Origin of the sequence: Trichormus variabilis 0441, from assembly GCF_009856605.1 — a bacterium.
Taxonomy (GTDB): domain Bacteria; phylum Cyanobacteriota; class Cyanobacteriia; order Cyanobacteriales; family Nostocaceae; genus Trichormus; species Trichormus variabilis.
Genome location: NZ_CP047242.1, coordinates 2,366,537 through 2,385,984 on the forward strand (window position 1 = coordinate 2,366,537; position 19,448 = coordinate 2,385,984).

The window sequence follows — 19,448 nt, forward strand, 5'->3', positions numbered from 1 at the left end:
AATAAATCTTGTATATCTTTTTAGTATTAATCAGGATTTTTATCTATGAATCCAACCGAAGCTTCTACCGAGAATAATGAAAGATCATTAGAAAATGGTAGCATCAATTCAGCAATAAACAAACAGCAATTCCGTACTAGTGTTAGTGAAAGTAATAATTTAGACAAAATCAGAGAGATTCTCATTGGCAGCCAAATGCAGGAACTTGACAAGAGGTTTACTGGTTTGGAAGAACGGATAGTTAAAGAATTATCTCATGTACGAGATGAAACTAAAGAGCGCTTGGATGCTTTGGAGGTATATGTAAAAGCGGAAGTTGAAGTTTTAAGCGAAAGTATAAAAAATGAGCAGTTGGAGAGAGAATCTCATTTAAAAGCAATTACGGAAGAATATAAATTCCTCAATACATCATTAGAGAAGAAACTGGTTCAGTTTGCTGAACAAACTATTAGTAATCAACGTAATCTACGCGAACAAATTCTGATTCAATCGAAAAACTTACAGGATGAGATTAGACAAAAATATGAAGAAATAAATAGTTTGATAGAAAAAGAAACTCAGCAACTAAGTCATGATAAAGCTGACCGTACTCATCTGGCAGATTTATTCACAGAAATTGCTTTTCGGCTAAATAAATAACAGCATTATCCAAAATTTCATTATCTCAGCAGAACAGCATAAATATTTGCAGGTTGGATAAGGCAGCGATTGTAAGGGTAGTAAAGAGTTTTTTAGCCCAGTTTATTCATCTGTTCCCTGTTCCCTATTTCAAGCTTCAATCTAGCATACTTAGGTACTGAAGAATCAAAATTATTTAATTATAGAGTGTAGTTTGGGGGATTATATTAGTGGATAATGATGCAATAGATCCTAGCAGTCAAGTATCCCCTGATCATGACTTATCCTTAGTTAAGGAAATTACTAAAGTTGATGATGAACTCAGTAAACTTCGTAGTTTGTTGTTGGGAGTTGAGCCAGCTAAGCTTAACCACTTTTATGAACTATTAGATAACCCACAAATCAGACCAGAAGATATTAGCCGCTTACTTCCAGAAGCTGTGATCTTAAGATCGCAGCAAGATAAACAACTAATTACAGCCATGATTTCCATTGTTGAAGAAGCGATTCAAGTTTCTGTTCAACAAGATGAAAATATACTTTCAGAAGCTTTTTTTCCAGTCATTATTCCTGCATCTCGGAAAGCGATCGCCTCATTGCTTGATGAAATGATGCAATCCCTTAACCAAACTCTAGAGCATAGTTTTTCCCTAGAAAGTTTGCAATGGCGACTAGAAGCGAAACGCACAGGGAAATCATTTGCAGAAATAGTTCTACTGCGGACATTAGTCTATCGAGTAGAACAGATATTTTTAATACATAAAAACACAGGATTATTGTTGCGACATCTTGTAGCCAGTCAAGTAACCAGCCAAGACCCAGATTTAGTGGTTGCGATGTTGACTGCTATTCAAGATTTTATCAAAGACTCTTTTAGTGTTCAAAAAACAGATCAATTGCAAAGTTTGCATTTTGGAGAACTGCGAATCTGGATTACAGAAGGGCCACAAGCATTATTAGCAGCGACAATCCGGGGTAATCCTCCCCAAGAATTGAGATTAGGTCTGCAAACAGCAATTGAAAAAATTCATCTCAAGCTGAGTAGAGAGATGAAAGACTTTGCTGGGGATGCAGAACCATTTCAAGTATGTCAGCCTTATTTAGAATCTTGCCTAATCAGTCAGTATAAGTCTGCGTCAAAAAAAAGTTACAAATATGCTTGGACTTTTTTAGGTATCGTGGCGATCGCCTGTGGGATTTGGAGTTTTTTTGCTGTCAGAGAGCAATTACGTTGGCGTGCTTACTTGGAAGAACTCAACTCTCAACCGGGTATTGTGGTAACTGAAACCAAACAGCAGTTCGGTAAATATTTTATCTCTGGATTACGTGATCCCTTGGCATCAGATCCCCATACCTTACTACAACAAACAAAACTCAATCCGCAAACAATTGTCAGTCATTGGCAAAGTTATTTATCTTTAGAACCCCAGTTGATGATAAAAAGGGTCAATAAATTACTCCAACCCCCACCTACTGCATCACTAAAAATTGACCAGAATGGTGTTCTCTATGCTGTTGGCTCTGCACCCCGTCAATGGATTTTAGCCACACGTAAATCATGGTCTGTCATACCCGGATTAACCCAATTTCAAGATCAGGATCTTGTAGAAAGCGAATTAAAGGAATTGGCATTATACCAAAGTCAAATTGAGCGAGCCATTGTCTTTTTTCCAGAAGGTTCTCAAGAAATTATTCCTAGTGAATTATCTAAATTAAATAACTTAGCATTAGCAGTTAAAAAACTTTTAGCCGTTGCTAAATATCTAGAGAAAGATGTATATATTCAAATAATAGGACATACTAATACAACTGGTACGGAATCAAGGAATGCTCAACTGAGCGAAGGACGCAGTCAAAGAGTTTTATCTTATCTATCTTCTCAAGGTATTAGCACCAGCCAGTTACAAGTATTAGGAGTAAGTTCTAGCCAACCTTTGCAGCCAGAATTGACAGATGAAGGTAAAAAATTTAATCGCCGAGTGTCCTTCAAGGTCATAATTATGAGGGTTGAACGCTCGAAATAAATCAAACTCAAGGGTATGATTCAAAGAAAGATTTGTATGGTGGGTGCATTTGCTACTGGTAAAACTAGTTTAGTAGCTAGATTTGTTTATAGTATTTTTTCGGAAAAATATCAAACTACTGTTGGAGTCAAAATTGATAAAAAAATTGTTAATCTCCCGGAAAATCCCGTTAATTTAATCATTTGGGATATTTACGGGGAAGATGAATTACAGAAATTACAAATGTCATATATGCGGGGTTGTTCTGGCTATTTATTAGTAGTAGATGGAACTCGCAAAAATACATTAGAAACAGCTTATCGTTTGCAGAATAGTTTAGAAGCTAACTTTGGTCGAATTCCTTTTGTTTTAGTCATGAATAAATGGGATATAACTGACGAATGGGAGGTAGATCCGGCTGAAATTAATTCTCTAATAAACAAAGGGTGGAATGTAGTAGAAACCAGTGCTAAAACTGGAATAGGAGTAGAGGAGGTTTTCCAAATTTTGGCTCAAAAAATTATGGAGACATAAATGCTAAATATACCTAATCCAGTAATTAACTATCTGCTGGATATGATTTTTATGGAGCGATCGCCTGCCTATTTTCTAGTAAAAAAAGATGGAAGCCTATCCACATGGGGTGGTGATATAGCTAAATATGGATTTACACATCTTTGTCAGGGAGAAAAAATTAATGAGCAGGCCTTTTTTTTAGAAGGGTTATTACCACTTGATGATATTCCTTTGTTTTTACCCCATATCAAAACTAATAATGGAATTGCCCTAGACATTCATCTCTTTCCTTCAGATGAAGGGGATTGGGTACTATTATTAGGTAGTACTTGGGATGAGAAATATATATCGTCAATTCAGCAAAGATTTCATGATTTTAGTTTGTTTTACCAATTCTGTATGAAGACACGCCAAGCTAAGTCAAACTGATAGATAGCCTTTCATTTTACAAAGTTTTGCGTTTGTAGGTGCATCTGTCGAGTTCCAAGGTGGTATATTTTTTGCTCTCTTGAATTAAGAATAAGCAAAAAATGGCAAAAAACTGATAAAGTTCTGTATCAGCCTGGATTTGCATCATTTCCCTAACTAACACCAAACTATGAAACGCCGAGAAGTTTTGAATACTGCTGCGATCGCCACAGCAACTACAGCTTTAGTTTCCTGTACCAAAACTAGTACATCTTCTGTGCAAGCAGGATTACCAAATGTGCGCTGGCGGATGACGACTAGCTGGCCTAAGTCTTTAGGGACTTTTATTGGTGCAGAAACCGTTGCCAAAAGAGTAGCAGAAATGACCAATGGGCGTTTCAAAATTACACCATTTGCGGCGGGGGAATTAGTACCAGGCTTGCAAGTTCTCGATGCTGTACAAGCTGGAACTGTAGAATGCGGTCATACATCTAGTTACTATTACATCGGTAAAAGTCCAGCTTTAGCTTTCGCCACCTCTGTACCCTTCGGTTTAAATGCCCAACAACAGTATGCTTGGCTTTACCAAGGTGGTGGACTAGCGGCTATCCAAAAAATTTATGCTAATTTCAACGTTATTAATTTTCCGGCTGGTAGTACCGGCGCACAGATGGGGGGATGGTTCAAAAAAGAAATTAAATCTGTGTCTGATCTCAAAGGTTTGAAAATGCGGATTCCTGGTTTAGGCGGACAAGTCATGTCCCGTTTAGGTGTAAATGTGCAAGTATTACCAGGAGGCGAAATTTATTTAGCTTTAGACAGAGGTGCAATTGATGCAGCCGAGTGGGTAGGCCCCTATGATGACGAGAAACTAGGTCTGAATAAAGCTGCCCAATTTTACTATTATCCTGGTTGGTGGGAACCAGGCCCAACTTTGGATGTATTAGTTAACCTGAATGCTTGGAATCGTCTACCAAAGGAATATCAGGAAGTATTCAAAACGGCGACTGTAGAAGCTAACTTAACAATGCTCAATCAATATGATGCTTTAAACGGAGAAGCACTTTCCAGGTTACTAGCAAGTGGGACAAAGCTCGTTCCCTACAGTCCAGAAATTATGCAGGCATCTCAGAAAATTTCTTTTGATATTTTTGAAGAAAATGCTAGTAAGGATGCAGCTTTCAAACAAGTTTACGAACAGTGGAAAGCCTTCCGTAAGCAGATTTTCGCCTGGAATCGGGTTAATGAATTGAGCTATGAAAATTTTGCTAGTTCTAGTCAATAGTCAATGGTTTTTTTAGAGGGTGTAGGGGTGTGAGGGTGTGGGGGGAAGATATCTTTCATCTATGACTGTGAAATTTTTTCATTGGGACTGCCTGAAAATCAGTAGCAGTGTAATTCATATAGCTGTCGCCAGTAGTGTTATGACATCAATAGATGATACAACCTAGACACAACAAGACTTTTCACCCAATCCCCACTCCCCAGCTATACAAAAGAAAACTGCTGTATTGACCAATCTTTTAACTTCCCAAAGATGGTAAAAAACTAACAATTCCGGGGAAAATAATGATTAACAGCAGGACTAAAAGTTGTAGCAAAATAAAGGGTATGACACCGCGATAAATGTCTGATGTGGTGACTTCTGGTGGTGCTACACCTCGTAAATAAAATAGGGCAAAGCCAAAGGGGGGTGTAAGAAAGGATGTTTGCAAATTTGCCCCTAAAACCACACCGTACCAAACTAAGTCAATGCCTAACTTTTGGGCGACTGGAACAAATAAAGGTATGACAATAAAGGCTATTTCAAAAAAGTCGATGAAAAATCCCAAAAGAAATACTACCGTCATGCTGACAAACAAAAAGCCGATTTTGCCACCAGGGAGATTAGCTAGGACATCGAACATGAATTGATCGCCGTTCAATCCCCGGAAAACTAAACTAAATGCTGTGGAACCAATGAGGATAAAAACTACCATACTGGTGATGCGTAAGGTAGTATCGCAGACTTGGCGTAATGATTCTAAAGTGAATTGACCATTAGCAGCTGCAAGAGCGATCGCCCCAGCACAACCTACTGCACCTGCTTCTGTTGGTGTAGCAAAGCCAAAAAAGATACTCCCCAATACTAATAAAATCAGTATCAAAGGCGGTATCATCACCTGTATAACCCTTTTTCCCAATGCTTTACCGCCGATTTCTCTCACTTCGGCAGGTAAGGCGGGAGCTACATCCGGTCTGATGAAAGCCACAATTAATACATGAAGGGCAAAAGCACTTGCCATCATCAAACCAGGAATCACGGAACCAATGAATAAATCCCCTACCGATACGCCCAACTGATCGCCTAATACTACCAACACCACACTCGGCGGGATAATTTGTCCCAAGGTTCCCGATGCAGCAATTACACCAGTAGCTAATTCTTTGTTGTAGCCATAGCGCAACATAATCGGTAGAGAAATCAAACCCATTGCCACCACCGTGGCTGCTACTACACCAGTGGTTGCGGCTAATAATGCCCCTACTAAGACAACAGCTAAAGCTAGTCCACCCCGCAAGCGTCCTAACAAAATACCCATTGTTTCTAAAAGTCTTTCCGCAATGCCCGATTTTTCTAACATTGCCCCCATGAAAATAAAATAGGGGATTGCTAACAGGGTATAGTTAGCCATAATGCCAAAAATGCGCTGTGGCATGGCTGTCAGAAATATAGGGTCGAAGACACCTAAACCAATTCCCAACAATCCAAATAAAATCGCTACTCCACCCAAAGCAAAAGCTACTGGGTAGCCTGAAGATAATAGAACTAAAGCACCAGCAAACATGACTGGCCCCAACCATTCATAAGCCAGCGTCATGATTTTCCTCCTGGGGTTCTAGTCTGCCTTGGATAATTGCTAAGTTTTTAATTGCTTGGGAAATTCCTTGAATAATTAACAACACAAAGCCAACGATAATCATGGCTTTAATGGGGTAGCGGGGCAACCCACCAGGATCGGGCGATAATTCACCAATCTGCCATGATGCGACGATAGTATCCCAAGAAACAAAAATCACTATGATGCTGAAGGGAATGAGAAAAAATATGGTTCCGAGAAAGTCTGCGATCGCTTTACGCCGACGTTGCCAATTACTATAAAAAATATCAACGCGGACGTGTTCGTTATGCTTCAGGGTATAAGCTGCCCCTAAGAAAAAAATTACATCGAAAATATACCACTGAGCTTCTATATAAGCGTTGGATGTGAGGTTGTTACCGCTAATGCGCCCTAAATATCGCCCGACAACATTCCACACGCCTAGTATGACCATGACTAATACCAACCAACTGGTATATCGACCTACGCGTTCTGTAAAGGCATCAATTATTCTCGATATTTTTAACAGTTTTTCCAAGGCTGCTTTTACCTATATAAACTCCTGTAAAAGTAGTTTACAGCGCAATCACGGAGGTAAATCTGCTAATTTTGTGAGAATTTGCCATGTAGACAGATGAGCAGAGATGAGAAAAAATTATCATTGCTTCCTACTCCGTGGAAGTAGTAAAAGAACGGGTAGCCATCGACTGTAATCGCATTACAGGCAAAGATTTAGAGAGGCGATCGCTCAAGACATTCAACTACAAATCAAATACAATCCCCAAGCTCCCGTTAATAGTAGGTATTTCTCCTCCAAGCACTCCTGCGGATGTTTTGGTGTGTGTCCAAGCCGCTAGTCAAAATTTACCGGAAACCAGACGACAAATTGTCCAAGTAATTAACCAAAAGTGAAACATGGCTCAAGAAACTTGATATCCTGACATTAGAACATGAGATCACACAACTCCTTGTCCCAGCAGTAATCTCTCAACTATAAAATTTCTGTATGAATGCCAATGAAATATTTTTGAGACCTGCTGAAAAACAAGATGCGTGGGTACTGAGTGCAGTTCATATTGCTGCTATCAAGGCTCTACCTACAACTTTTTACACCCGCCAAGAATTGTTAGCTTGGCGTAATCATCTGTCTAAACCAGACGGTTCTCATATTCTCAAAAGGATGAAATCAGAAACATTCTGGGTTGCAGTTGAGGGCAATAATATTGTCGGATTTACTAGTTATATTGTTGATGAATTAATTGCCTTATATGTACATCCTCATTATCAAGGTAGAGGAAATGGCAGAGCCTTAGTAGAGCATTTTTTCCATCAAGCTACTCAGCAAAAAGTTGATAAAGTTATCACAACTGCTAGTCTTTATGCTGAAGGATTTTATTTACGTTTAGGATTCCGTGCTATAGAAAAATCTCCTCACCAATTGAGTAAAGGAGTAATAGTTCCTGTTATCAAAATGAGTAAAGAATTAATTAAAATTACATAAGTTGTTAGTCCAATCTACCTTACCATGATTGTAGTAGGCAATGCTTATCTTAATTCTTTCTGCATCAGTGCAGGCTACACCAACAACATTAAATTATATTACCAATTACCACGAATATTATATGAATACATCACAAAACATCCAAAAATTAACAGCAGAGTGGATAACATCAGAAAATTTTCAACGTTATGGACAAGTAATTTTTCCCAGTTCAGATGGTAAAGCTTTTGATGCCGAAGATGCACAATTAAATTTACAGAATGGCATACCCCGCTTTTATATTATGCAACTGCAAAAACGGGGTCGGAAGTTTCATAAAATTACTCGCCATCTCCAATGCACTCAATGTTTAGGTTCTCTAGAAGGTAAGGACTGGTTAATTGCGGTTTGTCCTCCTGACAATGATGTAGATATACCGAGGTTAGAAGAGATTGCGGCTTTCCGCATTCCAGGGAATTGTTTTATTAAATTAAAGCAGGGTACTTGGCACGCCGGGCCATATTTTGACCATGAAGTTGTAGATTTCTATAATTTAGAACTTGCTGATACTAATGTGGTTGATCATTTCACCCATGATTTTCTTAAAAGTCATCAATTAGAGTTTGAGATGACTTAGGTAAATTCTGGATATTTGCTGAGGTTAGATAGCACTCCACTAGGCTACTATTCTGCATAAGTATTGATTCGCTGAGTGCCGAAAATTTCTTAAATTGACTCGGCGATCGCAACCCAAAATTATTTATACTGGATAGTATGTTTAAGAAACTGCCTTTTGCCTTAGTTGCAGCTACTATTTTTGTGGTCTCGATAGACCATCCCAGCACCACATTAGCCGGAACTTGTGCTTCTAAATGTGGCTCACGACCACTACAGTTTACACCAGGGCAACGAATTCGCTTAGAAATTATCAATAAGACATCAAATTTAGTCGAGCTAGAAAGAGTCCAAGGTGCGCCTCCCATTCGCCTACAACCTCAACAAAAACTGCAATTTCCACAACAGGACGATTCCCAACCGAATCTTTCGCTGGTTTTTTGGGATGAAACGGGTGCGCCATTACAAGCTGTTGTTTCTCGACCAAACTTTGGCACTCTACGTGTAGAATTTCACCCTACTTGGCGTTACCCAGGCAATGGCCTCCGACCGACCGAAGGTCATCGCTCTCTCTATATACTGAATGATGGACGGATAAACGTATTTTGAAACCGACATGATGATTTTGGAAGTAGCGATGCTCAATATCAAAAGTGGCGCAGAGCAGCAACACTCACCATTGAAGCAACCGCAACTTCCAACAGCAATGTCTGATAACACGCCGCTTTGCGTCTACGCGCTCCGTCAAATCCATCAGTGTAAACCCACCAATAATCAATTTCTACCTTGTCTGTACTGATATAAGTAAAAACTAGAGTAGAGTTAATCCCACAGTTTGCTAATCTTGACGTTTTTTATGGTTGGGTTAAGAATCTACTTTGCCGTTGCTATCTTTTGAGGAGCGCGCTTGAGCAAGTAACCTGAGCGAATCACTGACACCGCGAGGCTTAGGTACTTCGCTTTTCCCAGATGGCCAACCTTCACGCTGACGGGAGCGGTTTCCATCTGTCTCTTCGGTTTGGTCGTGAAATAAAATTTGTTGTGTTGGGAAGGGTAAATCAATGCCGTTAGCAACAAGCGTTTTCTTAATTGCAGAGATTACCTTGTCCCGTGAAGATAAATCATCTGCCCTGCGTGGTGGTTTGATCCACCAACGCACACGAATGTTGACGGTACTTTCGGCAAGTTCCATCGCCAGTACATCAGGAGCAGGATCTTTTAAAACTTCATCTATGCTGTGCAGCGCATCTAACATCAACTGCTTGGCTAGGTCAATATCATCGCCGTAGCCAATACCAACATCGTACTCTAGTCGGCGGTGATCAAAAGCAGTGTTGACAGTTACCGAATTAGTAAATAACTCAGAGTTAGGAATAACAATTCGCCGACCGTCATAAGTTCTAATTGTCGTTGCCCGTGTCTCGATATTCTCTACAGTCCCCTCAAAGCCTTTAAATACAATTTGGTCATCAATTTGAAAAGGTTCAGTTAGCAGAATTAAAATCCCAGAGAGGAAGTTTTGCAGAATATCGCGGAAGGCAAAACCAATGGCAACACCACTAATTCCCAAAAGTTGCACTAAATCACCTGCTCTAAATGTGGGAATCACAATGGAAAGAGCAATAAACAATCCAATCAAAATTGTTACACCTTGCGCGAGCCTTCCTAATACTAATCCCAGATTTCGTGCAGAATGACGATTGCGAGTTAATCGCTTGACTAGTGCCTTAATTCTGCTAGCAATAAACAAAAATATTAGAAAGACAATCAACGCTAAGACAATATTGGGTAGCAAAGCCATAAAACCGTTGATCATGCTTTGAACCTTATCCCACGCTGCGGAGATTTCTGCATTCATGAACTTTCCTCATTCAATTTTGGTTTTTAGATCAGTACTTATACAAAGAGACTTTTTGCTGTGAGAGGGTGTAAATGAATAGTGCTAGCTACACAAAACCAAACATCAGTATTGGCGTTTCTAGCCAATCTTCTAACTGTTGCAATAACTGTTGCAAAACTTCGCTGCGTTCTTTTTCTAGGGCTTGTTTTCCTGAAAGCATAGTCATTAGTCATTAGTTTTTTCCCTTACACCCCTACACCCCCGTATTTAGTGGAGGAGTTTCTAGCACCCTGACATCAACTAAAGGTGTGACATTAAAATCTTGCTGCAATAATTGAGTTTGAATTGCTTGGGTAAGGCGATCGCGAATTTCTTCACTAGATGCTGTAGCTTGCGGTTGACGCTGCACATAAACCACAGATAGTAAGGTATCTTGACCTGCAATATTGGCGCGTGTAAAGCGCACATTCGCCTCAACTAATTTTGCTAAACCCACTTGCTCGACGGTTTTTTGCACCTGAGCGTTAGCACGTTGGGCTAGGCTAGAACGTTGGAGATTGGGAGAATTAATAAACTGCCAAGTGAGTAAACCAGTCAAGGCGATGGCCGTGACGACCAAAGCAAGAAAGAATACTTGTTTTTTACCACGCTGATAACGAGTCCCTTGAGCAGACAGCCCAAAAATTCGGAACAAGAGGGTTGCTGATAAATTAATGCCGCATAGTTGCAACAACAGCAAAAATACGCCAGAAATTACCATGTCCCATCTGCCAATTGCACTGGACATACCGATAATTCCCGCAGGTGGGGCTAAGGAAGCCGCAACTAACATTCCTGTGGCTGCACCAGATACTAAACTACTGCGCTCTGACTGTACCAAGTTGAGTGCGCCTGCTGCTCCAGCTGCAAGTGGTAAAATTACTGCCACTGCTGAAACTTGGCTATTGTCCAACATTAAACTTGTAGGAATTTCTTGCCTGAGTATCAGACTCAGTAACCAAGTAGTAAAAATTGTCACCAATAAAGCTGCAAAATATCGTAAAATACTCCGACCCAGGAGTGAGCGATCGCCCCAAGCAGTAGCGATCGCTGTATTCATTGCTGGGCCTGCAAACGGTGCAATTAGCATCGCCGCTACGAGCAAGTAAGTTGTATTCGTGTACAAGCCAATCCAAACTACAAAACCTGCAACTGAGGCGTAACTCAGAAAGCCTTGCCAAGAACCAACACTCTGCAAACCGGAAAGCAATATCTCAATCGGGCTACGTTCTTCAACATCTACAACTTGCTGTGGTGCTTCTGATGCTGGCGGTTGCAGAGCCATCACACCAGTTGGGATGAGTGTGATATATACTTTGGGTAAGTTTTGCAATTCCTCTATAACTTTCCCTACTTCTCGATTAGAAACGTGAACCATCACTATATCGATCGGTTCGTCTGCATTCCCTTCAAATCGTGCCAAATTTGAGCCGTTATGGGATTTGGCAATGTCAATCGCTGCTTTTCCGTTGCCTCTTGGGACTTGGATCATAAGTTGACGCATTTTCACCTCCTGCCGCTAACCATCTTGCTTTTTCAGGTGATAACTCTACTACCCAAAGAAGTATTTTCTGAAAAAGAACATTTGATTATCGCCAGAAGATGAAATGAAAAAGTACAGTTTATTAGATGAAAAGTAGCAATTTGAAACAATATTTGTAATTACTTTATTGTTTTATTTACTAATAAAATATAAAGAGTTTTTAAATGGAATTAGGAGTTATCCCTGCCTGAAAAAATAAATTATTTTCACACCATCTATAGTAACTCTGGTGTGAAAGCTGACCGGAACAGCAAATTATGTGAACAAGGGCGATCGCTCAAATAGTATATGTAGGGATTGGTAATAAATAATAGTAAAAAACAATCACCCATTACCAAGCAAAGTAACCATATCGTCAATAATTAGCTGAACACGAAGAAAGCTTTTTAATTCAATTGCTTTCCCGTATTTCATCGTACTTAGCCCGTACTGCTCGTATATCTTGCCACATTAACCATTTAGGGCTACCTTGCTCCTTAGAAGGGTTACGCAATAAATAAGAGGGGTGGAAAATGGGCATACATAAATGCCCTTCCCACTCTATCCACTGGCCGCGAATCTTGGTAATGCCGCGTTTATCACCAGTAAGACCTTTGACGGCGGTTGCACCTGTGAGCAAAATGATTTTGGGGTTAACAAGGCGTATTTGTTCTAATAAATATGGTAGACAAGCAGCCATTTCATTAGGGGTAGGAACTCGATTATCAGGTGGTCGGCACTTATTAATGTTAGCAATATAAACATCATGCTCAGTAGTCAAATCTACTGAGGCTAAAATTTTATCTAGCAACTGCCCTGATCTACCGACAAAAGGCAGGCCTGTTTCGTCTTCATTTTGACCAGGTGCTTCTCCAACGACCATAATAGGTGCTTTGAGGTTGCCTCTGCCGACCACAGCATGGGTACGGGTGCTACCCAATTCACAACGCTGGCACTGATTACAATGCTGTGCCAACTCGGTCATATTGGTATACGTTCCAGGTGGAATGGGAATTTTGGCATCTGTGGGAATCAAATCTTGTTGGTTAAAGTTTGATTCTTCGTTAAAGAGGCTGAGTTGGATTTCGCTACTCATGAAAATCTGGATAATTGGCCTAGTGACAGCTAATTTGTGTAAATTTAATGGGCTATAACTTTCGTCAGATATCTCTTAGACAGGTACTGTTACTGAACACTGAATATTGACTAGATTCTTATTGTATCAGTGAATTCTAGGGATGATGCAGCTAAATGAATCGTATGTAGTTTAGGTACTGGTAGATGTTCCTCGTTCATATTGCATGGCTTTGGCATAATCCCCTAAGGCATAACAAGCTATTTTCAGACTGGCAAGAGCTTGTTCTTCAATGCGTTGGTCTTTGATGCTTCTGGCTAACAATAGGCGTGCTTCATAGTATGTAATGGCTCTGCTATGGTCACCTAGAGCTTCACAGGCAACACCTAAACTACCAAGAGACTGTTCTTCACTACGCTTATCTTTGAGTTCTCTAGCTAATTGCCAGCGTTTTTCATAGTATTTAATAGCTTTAGCATAATCACCGATCGCATAGCAAGCATTACCCAAGTTTTTCAATACTTGAGCAGCACTACGAGGATTATTTAAAGAGAGTGCTATTTTGACGCATTTTTCGTAGTAGGCGATCGCTTTTGGGTAATTATCCAAAGCATACCAAGTATTGCCTAGATTTTTCAGTACTTGTTCTATGCCCCAGCTATCTTTGAGTTCTTCAACAATGATGAGGCTTTGTTCTTGATAAGCAATTGCTTGATTAAAATTACCAGAAGCTTTATATACTAATCCTAAATTATTTAAGGCTGCAACTTGACTCCGTTTGTCTTGCAACGTTTGAGTTAGTTGCAAACACGCTTCAAGAAACTCAATGGCTTTGTTATAGTCGTTCAGATGACGATAAGCATTACCCAAATGAGACAGTATTTGCATCCTTACTGATAAATCTGGGGTGTCTGTCAAGGATAAACATTTTTGACAGTAACAAATAACATTTCTATAATCTCCTGAGGTGTAAGCGATTAATGCCAGCAACGACAGGACTTGTTCTTGTTGTTTGACATCCCTGGCTAGCTGAAACATCTCTAGGGATTGTTGTAAAGACTTGATGGCTGCTATTAAGTCTCCAGCCTGCTGTTGTTGAATTCCTTGCCGCAGTAACTTGGATGCTTCTGATGAGTGATTGTCGTTTTCTGGAGGAACCAATGATTCTTTCGGTTCACCTTGGTCAAATTCGTGAGTAATCGTGTTGCGCCTTACTTGTTTGGGGTATTTGGCAACTTGCACAGGAACCTTATTGTTGATGCTGTTGTTCCCTTCACCGTTTGACATTGACCAATTCCTGATAACTGGGGTGACGTATTTAGTATTCCCAAAAATTAGCCGCTTCTTTCATGCAAAAGACTGATAACTGTTTTCATCTCGGTAAAATAACTAGTTCAATTCCCCATCCATAGCCTCAGTGTCCCTATTTCTTGCTAGTTTTTACTTATATAAATAGAGGTATTAGCAATGCAGAGACAACTAGAACCAGAAGTGATGGATAGTTGGGAGGAAGCTAGTGAATATGATGCAATGGATTTTACTGAGGTAAATAATGCTTTTGCTGAAGAGGCCGTGGCTTGTGGTCCATCAGAACATGGTTTAGTCTTGGATGCGGGTACTGGTACTGCACGGATTCCGGTTTTAATCTGTCAGAAACGTCCTCGGTGGCAGCTAGTGGCGATTGATATGGCTGAAAATATGCTACAAATTGCTACACAGCACGTCCAACAGTCTGGGTTACAGGAACATATTCGTTTGGAACTGGTGGATGCGAAACGTTTACCTTATGAGGATGGGATATTTGATTTGGTCGTTTCTAACAGTCTAGTTCACCATCTGCCTGACCCTTTACCTTTTTTTGCCGAAATCAAGCGCGTTTGCAAACCTCAAGGTGGTATTTTTATCCGTGATTTATTTCGTCCTGAAGATGAAGCAACGATGAATGCTGTAGTGGCAAGTATTGGGAATGAATACGATGACTATCAGAAAAAATTATTTCGTGATTCGCTCCATGCCGCATTGACATTGGATGAGGTTAATCAACTGATTATAACAGCAGGGTTAACGGGAGTAGAGATTTATCAGTCAAGCGATCGCCACTGGACGGCTAAACGCAGTTGGACTAATTAGAAATATCATGCTGTTCGGCTTCCGCTAGCCAGCTTAGTCTATTGATTGGTGTTTTTGTCTGCCAAATTTGTTCAAACTCGGCTCTTGTAATACCAAACTCTAATAAATCTGCTTTACTGAGGGGTTTGTCACACAACATTCCATAATTATCGGCAAAATGGTTGTCATCATAAAACAAGACATTACCGTTTTCGTAAACTTCTATTTGTCTTGTAGCGCATAAATCGTTACCTACTTGTATTACTTCTATAAAGTAGGTACTAGTACCCCAAGTATCAAACTCTCCTCCAAGGGTTTCATCCCAGAACCATTTACAGTATTTCTTTTCCTTGGTTGATAAAGACATTATTTTTTGCTCCTGTTATAGAGGCTAATATCTTCAAGGTACTCTAAAAGAATATGCTTGTGTGTCTGAGTCAGGATATCGAGAGAAAGTAAATGCCGACCAATGCACAAACACTATCGAAATGAGGAGGGCAAAACAAAATTCTACAAGGCATTCTAGAGTTAAACCTAGAAACTATGTTGAAGGGAAAAGATGATGACAATCTCTTTAAATCACACTATAGTTCCTGCTCATAATAAAGAAGCATCAGCACAGTTTTTTGCTCAAATTTTTGGTTTAAACGTCGAATCTGTCGGTCATTTTGCGGCTGTGCGAGTTAATGACACACTTACGCTTGATTTTGATGACAGAGGAACATTCGAGTCTCACCATTATGCCTTTCAGGTCAGTGATGCAGAATTTGATACTATCTTTGCCAGAATCAAACAAGCTGGTCTGGAATATAGTAGCGACCCCATGCACCACAACAAGGGAGAAATCAACCATAGGAAAGGAGGGCGTGGTTTTTATTTCTACGACCCAAATGGTCACAATTTAGAACTATTGACCCGTAGCTGATAGTTATTGAGTGTCCTTTCTTACTCAGGTTAAGTGATTGCAATCTCAAGATGCAATCATCTTTTTTTCAATGAATTAGTTCGTCTTTATCTGAGGGGCGGTAGAATAAACCTAATTTTCGTAGCTTCAACAGAATAACTATGGCTATGTCTTCTACACTACAACGGGCATTTACCAACGGCCGTGTACTGAAAGTAATTAGTGGTTTGAACAACTTTGACGCTGATAGCGTTGCAGCTATTATTAAAGCTGCTGAACTTGGTGGTGCGACTTTTGTAGATATTGCCGCCGATGCTGGATTGGTTCGGTTAGCTAAAAGATTGATTAATTTACCAGTTTGTGTATCAGCAGTAGATCCAGAAAAATTTGTCACAGTCGTAGAAGCTGGTGCAGATTTGATTGAAATCGGTAATTTTGATTCTTTTTACGCTCAAGGACGCAGATTTGAGGCTGCGGAAGTATTGGCGCTGACTAAACAAACCCGCGCTCTCTTACCCGAAATTACCCTGTCTGTGACTGTTCCTCATATCCTAGAACTGGATCAACAGGTACAGCTAGCTGAAGAATTGGTAAAAGCTGGAGCAGATATCATTCAAACCGAAGGCGGTACAAGCAGCCAGCCTACTCACTCTGGAAGCCTGGGATTAATTGAAAAAGCTGCTCCCACTTTGGCAGCAGCTTATGAAATTTCTCGTGCTGTATCAGTACCAGTATTATGTGCTTCCGGCATTTCTAATGTTACTGCACCTCTGGCGATCGCATCTGGTGCGGCTGGTGTTGGTGTCGGTTCTGCTATCAACCAACTCAATAGCGAAGTAGCAATGATTGCGGCTGTACGCGGCTTGGTTGAAGCTTTGGGAACTGTTGATCGTGTAATCGTCTAGTTAGGAATCAGGGACATGGGGGAGAAATATCTAAAATAATGTGAGTTCGATAAATTCGGAAGAACCCCTCTCCATAGCTTGCTTCCCGCAGGGTACCTCTCCCCGACGCGGGGAGAGGCTTAAAACCCTGATTATTTGGTACTCAGTTATAGATTTTCAGCCCCTTCCCTTGTAGGGAAGGGGTTGGGGTTAAGTTCCGTCGAATTCACGTTAAAATATGTTCCCCAATCCCCAATCCAAGGAAAAAGTCAAAAGGTACAAGATTTTTTCTTTTGCCTTTTGACTTTTGACTTTCTACTTTTTTCTCCCCAACACCTACAAAAGAATATCCTTCAACGCATAAATTACTTGATCTTGCTGTTCGGTTGTTAGTTCGGGAAACATGGGTAAGGATAAAACTTCATTGCAAGCTTGTTCTGCAACTGGTAATTGTCCTGGCTGATAACCGAGATATTGATAAACTGGTTGCAAATGTAAAGGGTAGGGATAGTAAACCATCGAGCCTACTTGCTTTTCTTGCAAGCTATTTTTTACCGCCTCCCGGTGTGTGGCGCTATTACCGTTCCTTCCTGCGGTGATGACGCGAATAGTATATTGATTCCACACGCTCACGCCACCAGCTAGTTCTTGCGGGGGGATGATACCGGGAATTTGACTGAGATATTTTTGGTAATAGGCGGCGATCGCTTGTCTTTGGCGATTCCAAGTATCAAGATAAGGTAGTTTAATCTGCAAAATTACTGCTTGAATCGCATCTAAGCGGCTATTAACACCTATTTCTTCATATTGATAACGATGTCTCTGTCCATGTTCCTTGATGATCCGCACCTTGGCAGCAATTTCTGGATCGTTGGTTGTAATCGCGCCACCATCACCGCAAGCACCTAGATTTTTGGTGGGGTAGAAGCTAAAACAGCCAATATGTCCAATACTACCGACTTTTTTGCCGTCCCAAGTCGCGCCTGTGGACTGAGCGCAATCTTCAATTACTGCGATATTGTGAGCTTGAGCGATCGCCATTAGCGTTGTCATATCCACGGGCTGTCCAAATAGATGCACTGGGATAATCGCTTTGGTTCGGGGTGTAATCGCCGCCGCTACTTGCTGTAAATCTAGGTTAAAACTTGTCTCATCGATGTCAACAAATACCGGTTTTGCACCTACGGCGCTGATCACTTCAGCCGTAGCGACAAAGGTGAATGGTGTAGTAATTACTTCATCGCCTGCACCGATTCCTAAGGCGCGTAAAGCTAGAAATAGAGCGTCTGTACCAGAATTACAAGCGACACAATCAGTAACGCCATGATAAGCAGCAAATTGTTGCTCAAAACTTTCGACTGGAGGGCCACCAATATAACGCCCAGAAGCCAGTGCTTCTACAACGGCTCTGCTGACTTCGGCTTCTATGGAAGCATATTGCTGCTTGATATCAAAGGCGGGAATCGAACTTAGGCTTTGGATCATGAGTTTTCATTTTGTCTGGAGATACAAAGAATACATTCCGACTGTCAATTTTGACTGGGGAAATTTTTCTTTAAAGAAATTTAAAAGGACTGTCGCTCTAGATACGCATTAAACAAGAATTATTACTGAAGTAATTTTATGGGTAAGACTTAGAACAGTGGTAAGTTATGAGTGCCTGTTCGACAACTGACATAGTGATTAAGTTGTCAGTGGTTAGTGGTCAAAAGAGTTTTGAACTGTTGACTAATTAGGAGGTGGAGAAGGGATGCAGGGTTTGATTAGTTTGGATTTAGTTGATTTGGTGATGGCGGTGGGATTGATGGCGATCGCTATTGGGTTGTCTGCTTGGGAAGGATTGGGGCTAGAGTTGAATTTAGCGATCGCTACTGGCAGAACTATCCTACAGTTATTGGTTTTGGGGTATGTTTTAGACTTCATCTTTGCTCTAGACAATCCTGGGGCAGTTTTGGCGATTTTGGGGGTGATACTGACGATTACGGCGATTGTCGCACGAAATCGCATCAGTCAGAAAATTCCTTATGTATTACCTCTGGTATGGGGAGCAATTTTTATCAGTACTGCCCTGACAGTGTTTTACACCACCTTCTTAATCATTCAACCAGATAGATGGTACGAGCCGCGCTATGTAATTCCCCTGGCGGGGATGGTGTTGGGTAATGCGATGAATGCGGCGGCGATCGCTGGAGAACGGCTTGTCAGTTCGATGAACTCTTTTTCCACGGAAATCGAAACCCATTTGAGCTTAGGAGCAACTCCAGCACAAGCTGTCAGTCAGTACCGCAAAGAAGCAATCAGAGCCGCATTACTCCCCACCTTGAATCAAATGATGCTTGTCGGGATGGTAGCTATCCCCGGAATCACCACCGGACAGTTACTCGCAGGGATTAATGCCCTGGATGCGGTATCTTATGAGATTGTGATTATCTTTATGGTTGCGATCGCCAACCTACTCACAACTGTTTTACTAACCAAAGGATTGTGTCGGCAGTTTTTTAATTCTGCGGCGCAGCTAGTAAGGTGAGTAGAATAAGGGGTGTAGCCTAAAATTAAAATTAACGTGACGTTTTC

General features: G+C 40.7%; 21 protein-coding genes. 13 read left to right on the forward strand and 8 right to left on the reverse strand.

Features of this window, described 5'->3' with window-relative positions:
• Positions 1 to 45: 45 nt before the first annotated feature.
• From GSQ19_RS09640 to GSQ19_RS09660, 5 genes are all read left to right on the forward strand, one after another.
• Positions 46 to 639, forward strand: coding sequence for a hypothetical protein (locus GSQ19_RS09640; RefSeq protein ID WP_011317733.1), 594 nt, complete (start codon positions 46 to 48; stop codon positions 637 to 639).
• A gap of 209 nt (positions 640 to 848) precedes the next feature.
• Complete coding sequence (locus GSQ19_RS09645) at positions 849 to 2,642, forward strand: OmpA family protein (RefSeq protein WP_011317734.1); 1,794 nt, start codon at positions 849 to 851, stop codon at positions 2,640 to 2,642.
• A 15-nt stretch (positions 2,643 to 2,657) separates the two neighbouring features.
• Positions 2,658 to 3,155, forward strand: coding sequence for a Rab family GTPase (locus GSQ19_RS09650; RefSeq protein ID WP_011317735.1), 498 nt, complete (start codon positions 2,658 to 2,660; stop codon positions 3,153 to 3,155).
• On the forward strand, positions 3,156 to 3,566 hold the full coding sequence (locus GSQ19_RS09655) for a hypothetical protein (protein WP_011317736.1): 411 nt from the start codon (positions 3,156 to 3,158) through the stop codon (positions 3,564 to 3,566).
• Between the two features lie 169 nt (positions 3,567 to 3,735).
• The gene (locus tag GSQ19_RS09660) at positions 3,736 to 4,830 is read left to right on the forward strand and encodes a TRAP transporter substrate-binding protein (RefSeq protein ID WP_011317737.1); all 1,095 of its coding nucleotides are present in this window, start codon (positions 3,736 to 3,738) and stop codon (positions 4,828 to 4,830) included.
• A 238-nt stretch (positions 4,831 to 5,068) separates the two neighbouring features.
• Here the strand turns inward: GSQ19_RS09660 and GSQ19_RS09665 are convergent, their stop codons facing one another.
• Positions 5,069 to 6,406, reverse strand: coding sequence for a TRAP transporter large permease (locus GSQ19_RS09665; RefSeq protein ID WP_011317738.1), 1,338 nt, complete (start codon positions 6,404 to 6,406; stop codon positions 5,069 to 5,071).
• Positions 6,390 to 6,944: a TRAP transporter small permease subunit gene (locus tag GSQ19_RS09670; RefSeq protein WP_011317739.1), complete on the reverse strand. Its 555-nt coding sequence runs from the start codon at positions 6,942 to 6,944 to the stop codon at positions 6,390 to 6,392. Before GSQ19_RS09670 ends, GSQ19_RS09665 begins: the two co-directional genes overlap by 17 nt.
• Positions 6,945 to 7,081: 137 nt before the next feature.
• Between GSQ19_RS09670 and GSQ19_RS09675 the strand changes: the two genes are divergently transcribed.
• From GSQ19_RS09675 to GSQ19_RS09690, 4 genes are all read left to right on the forward strand, one after another.
• Positions 7,082 to 7,318 (forward strand): hypothetical protein, encoded by a 237-nt coding sequence (locus GSQ19_RS09675; RefSeq protein WP_011317740.1) that lies wholly within the window; start codon positions 7,082 to 7,084, stop codon positions 7,316 to 7,318.
• A 94-nt stretch (positions 7,319 to 7,412) separates the two neighbouring features.
• Complete coding sequence (locus GSQ19_RS09680) at positions 7,413 to 7,907, forward strand: GNAT family N-acetyltransferase (RefSeq protein WP_011317741.1); 495 nt, start codon at positions 7,413 to 7,415, stop codon at positions 7,905 to 7,907.
• Between the two features lie 121 nt (positions 7,908 to 8,028).
• Positions 8,029 to 8,523, forward strand: a complete 495-nt coding sequence (locus tag GSQ19_RS09685; protein WP_041456620.1) for an ureidoglycolate lyase — start codon at positions 8,029 to 8,031, stop codon at positions 8,521 to 8,523.
• Between the two features lie 137 nt (positions 8,524 to 8,660).
• A complete protein-coding gene (locus tag GSQ19_RS09690) occupies positions 8,661 to 9,110 on the forward strand; it encodes a hypothetical protein (protein WP_011317743.1) in 450 nt (149 codons plus the stop codon).
• A 256-nt stretch (positions 9,111 to 9,366) separates the two neighbouring features.
• Here GSQ19_RS09690 and GSQ19_RS09695 read toward each other — a convergent pair whose 3' ends face one another.
• The 4 genes from GSQ19_RS09695 to GSQ19_RS09710 all read right to left on the reverse strand — a co-directional run bounded on the left by GSQ19_RS09695 (position 9,367) and on the right by GSQ19_RS09710 (position 14,264).
• The gene (locus tag GSQ19_RS09695) at positions 9,367 to 10,359 is read right to left on the reverse strand and encodes a mechanosensitive ion channel family protein (protein WP_011317744.1); all 993 of its coding nucleotides are present in this window, start codon (positions 10,357 to 10,359) and stop codon (positions 9,367 to 9,369) included.
• Between the two features lie 235 nt (positions 10,360 to 10,594).
• Entirely contained in the window at positions 10,595 to 11,884 is a 1,290-nt protein-coding gene (locus GSQ19_RS09700) for a DUF389 domain-containing protein (RefSeq protein ID WP_011317746.1), read from the reverse strand.
• 430 nt (positions 11,885 to 12,314) lie between these two features.
• Positions 12,315 to 12,998, reverse strand: a complete 684-nt coding sequence (locus GSQ19_RS09705) for a uracil-DNA glycosylase (RefSeq protein WP_011317747.1) — start codon at positions 12,996 to 12,998, stop codon at positions 12,315 to 12,317.
• Positions 12,999 to 13,169: 171 nt separating this feature from the next.
• Positions 13,170 to 14,264 (reverse strand): tetratricopeptide repeat protein, encoded by a 1,095-nt coding sequence (locus GSQ19_RS09710; protein WP_011317748.1) that lies wholly within the window; start codon positions 14,262 to 14,264, stop codon positions 13,170 to 13,172.
• 180 nt (positions 14,265 to 14,444) lie between these two features.
• Between GSQ19_RS09710 and GSQ19_RS09715 the strand changes: the two genes are divergently transcribed.
• The gene (locus tag GSQ19_RS09715; protein ID WP_011317749.1) at positions 14,445 to 15,107 is read left to right on the forward strand and encodes a class I SAM-dependent methyltransferase; all 663 of its coding nucleotides are present in this window, start codon (positions 14,445 to 14,447) and stop codon (positions 15,105 to 15,107) included.
• Here GSQ19_RS09715 and GSQ19_RS09720 read toward each other — a convergent pair.
• Complete coding sequence (locus GSQ19_RS09720) at positions 15,100 to 15,453, reverse strand: hypothetical protein (protein WP_011317750.1); 354 nt, start codon at positions 15,451 to 15,453, stop codon at positions 15,100 to 15,102. The two genes, GSQ19_RS09715 and GSQ19_RS09720, sit on opposite strands and share 8 nt — an antisense overlap.
• Before the next feature lie 195 nt (positions 15,454 to 15,648).
• Between GSQ19_RS09720 and GSQ19_RS09725 the strand changes: the two genes are divergently transcribed.
• The gene (locus tag GSQ19_RS09725) at positions 15,649 to 16,011 is read left to right on the forward strand and encodes a VOC family protein (protein WP_041456009.1); all 363 of its coding nucleotides are present in this window, start codon (positions 15,649 to 15,651) and stop codon (positions 16,009 to 16,011) included.
• A 140-nt stretch (positions 16,012 to 16,151) separates the two neighbouring features.
• Positions 16,152 to 16,895 carry a DUF561 domain-containing protein gene (locus tag GSQ19_RS09730; RefSeq protein ID WP_011317752.1) on the forward strand — a complete coding sequence of 248 codons (744 nt, stop codon included), beginning with the start codon at positions 16,152 to 16,154 and terminating at the stop codon, positions 16,893 to 16,895.
• Positions 16,896 to 17,210: 315 nt separating this feature from the next.
• Here the strand turns inward: GSQ19_RS09730 and GSQ19_RS09735 are convergent, their stop codons facing one another.
• Positions 17,211 to 18,359 (reverse strand): DegT/DnrJ/EryC1/StrS family aminotransferase, encoded by a 1,149-nt coding sequence (locus GSQ19_RS09735; RefSeq protein WP_011317753.1) that lies wholly within the window; start codon positions 18,357 to 18,359, stop codon positions 17,211 to 17,213.
• Positions 18,360 to 18,624: 265 nt separating this feature from the next.
• Here GSQ19_RS09735 and GSQ19_RS09740 point away from each other — a divergent pair, with 265 nt between their 5' ends.
• On the forward strand, positions 18,625 to 19,401 hold the full coding sequence (locus GSQ19_RS09740) for an ABC transporter permease (RefSeq protein ID WP_011317754.1): 777 nt from the start codon (positions 18,625 to 18,627) through the stop codon (positions 19,399 to 19,401).
• Positions 19,402 to 19,448: the final 47 nt, after the last annotated feature.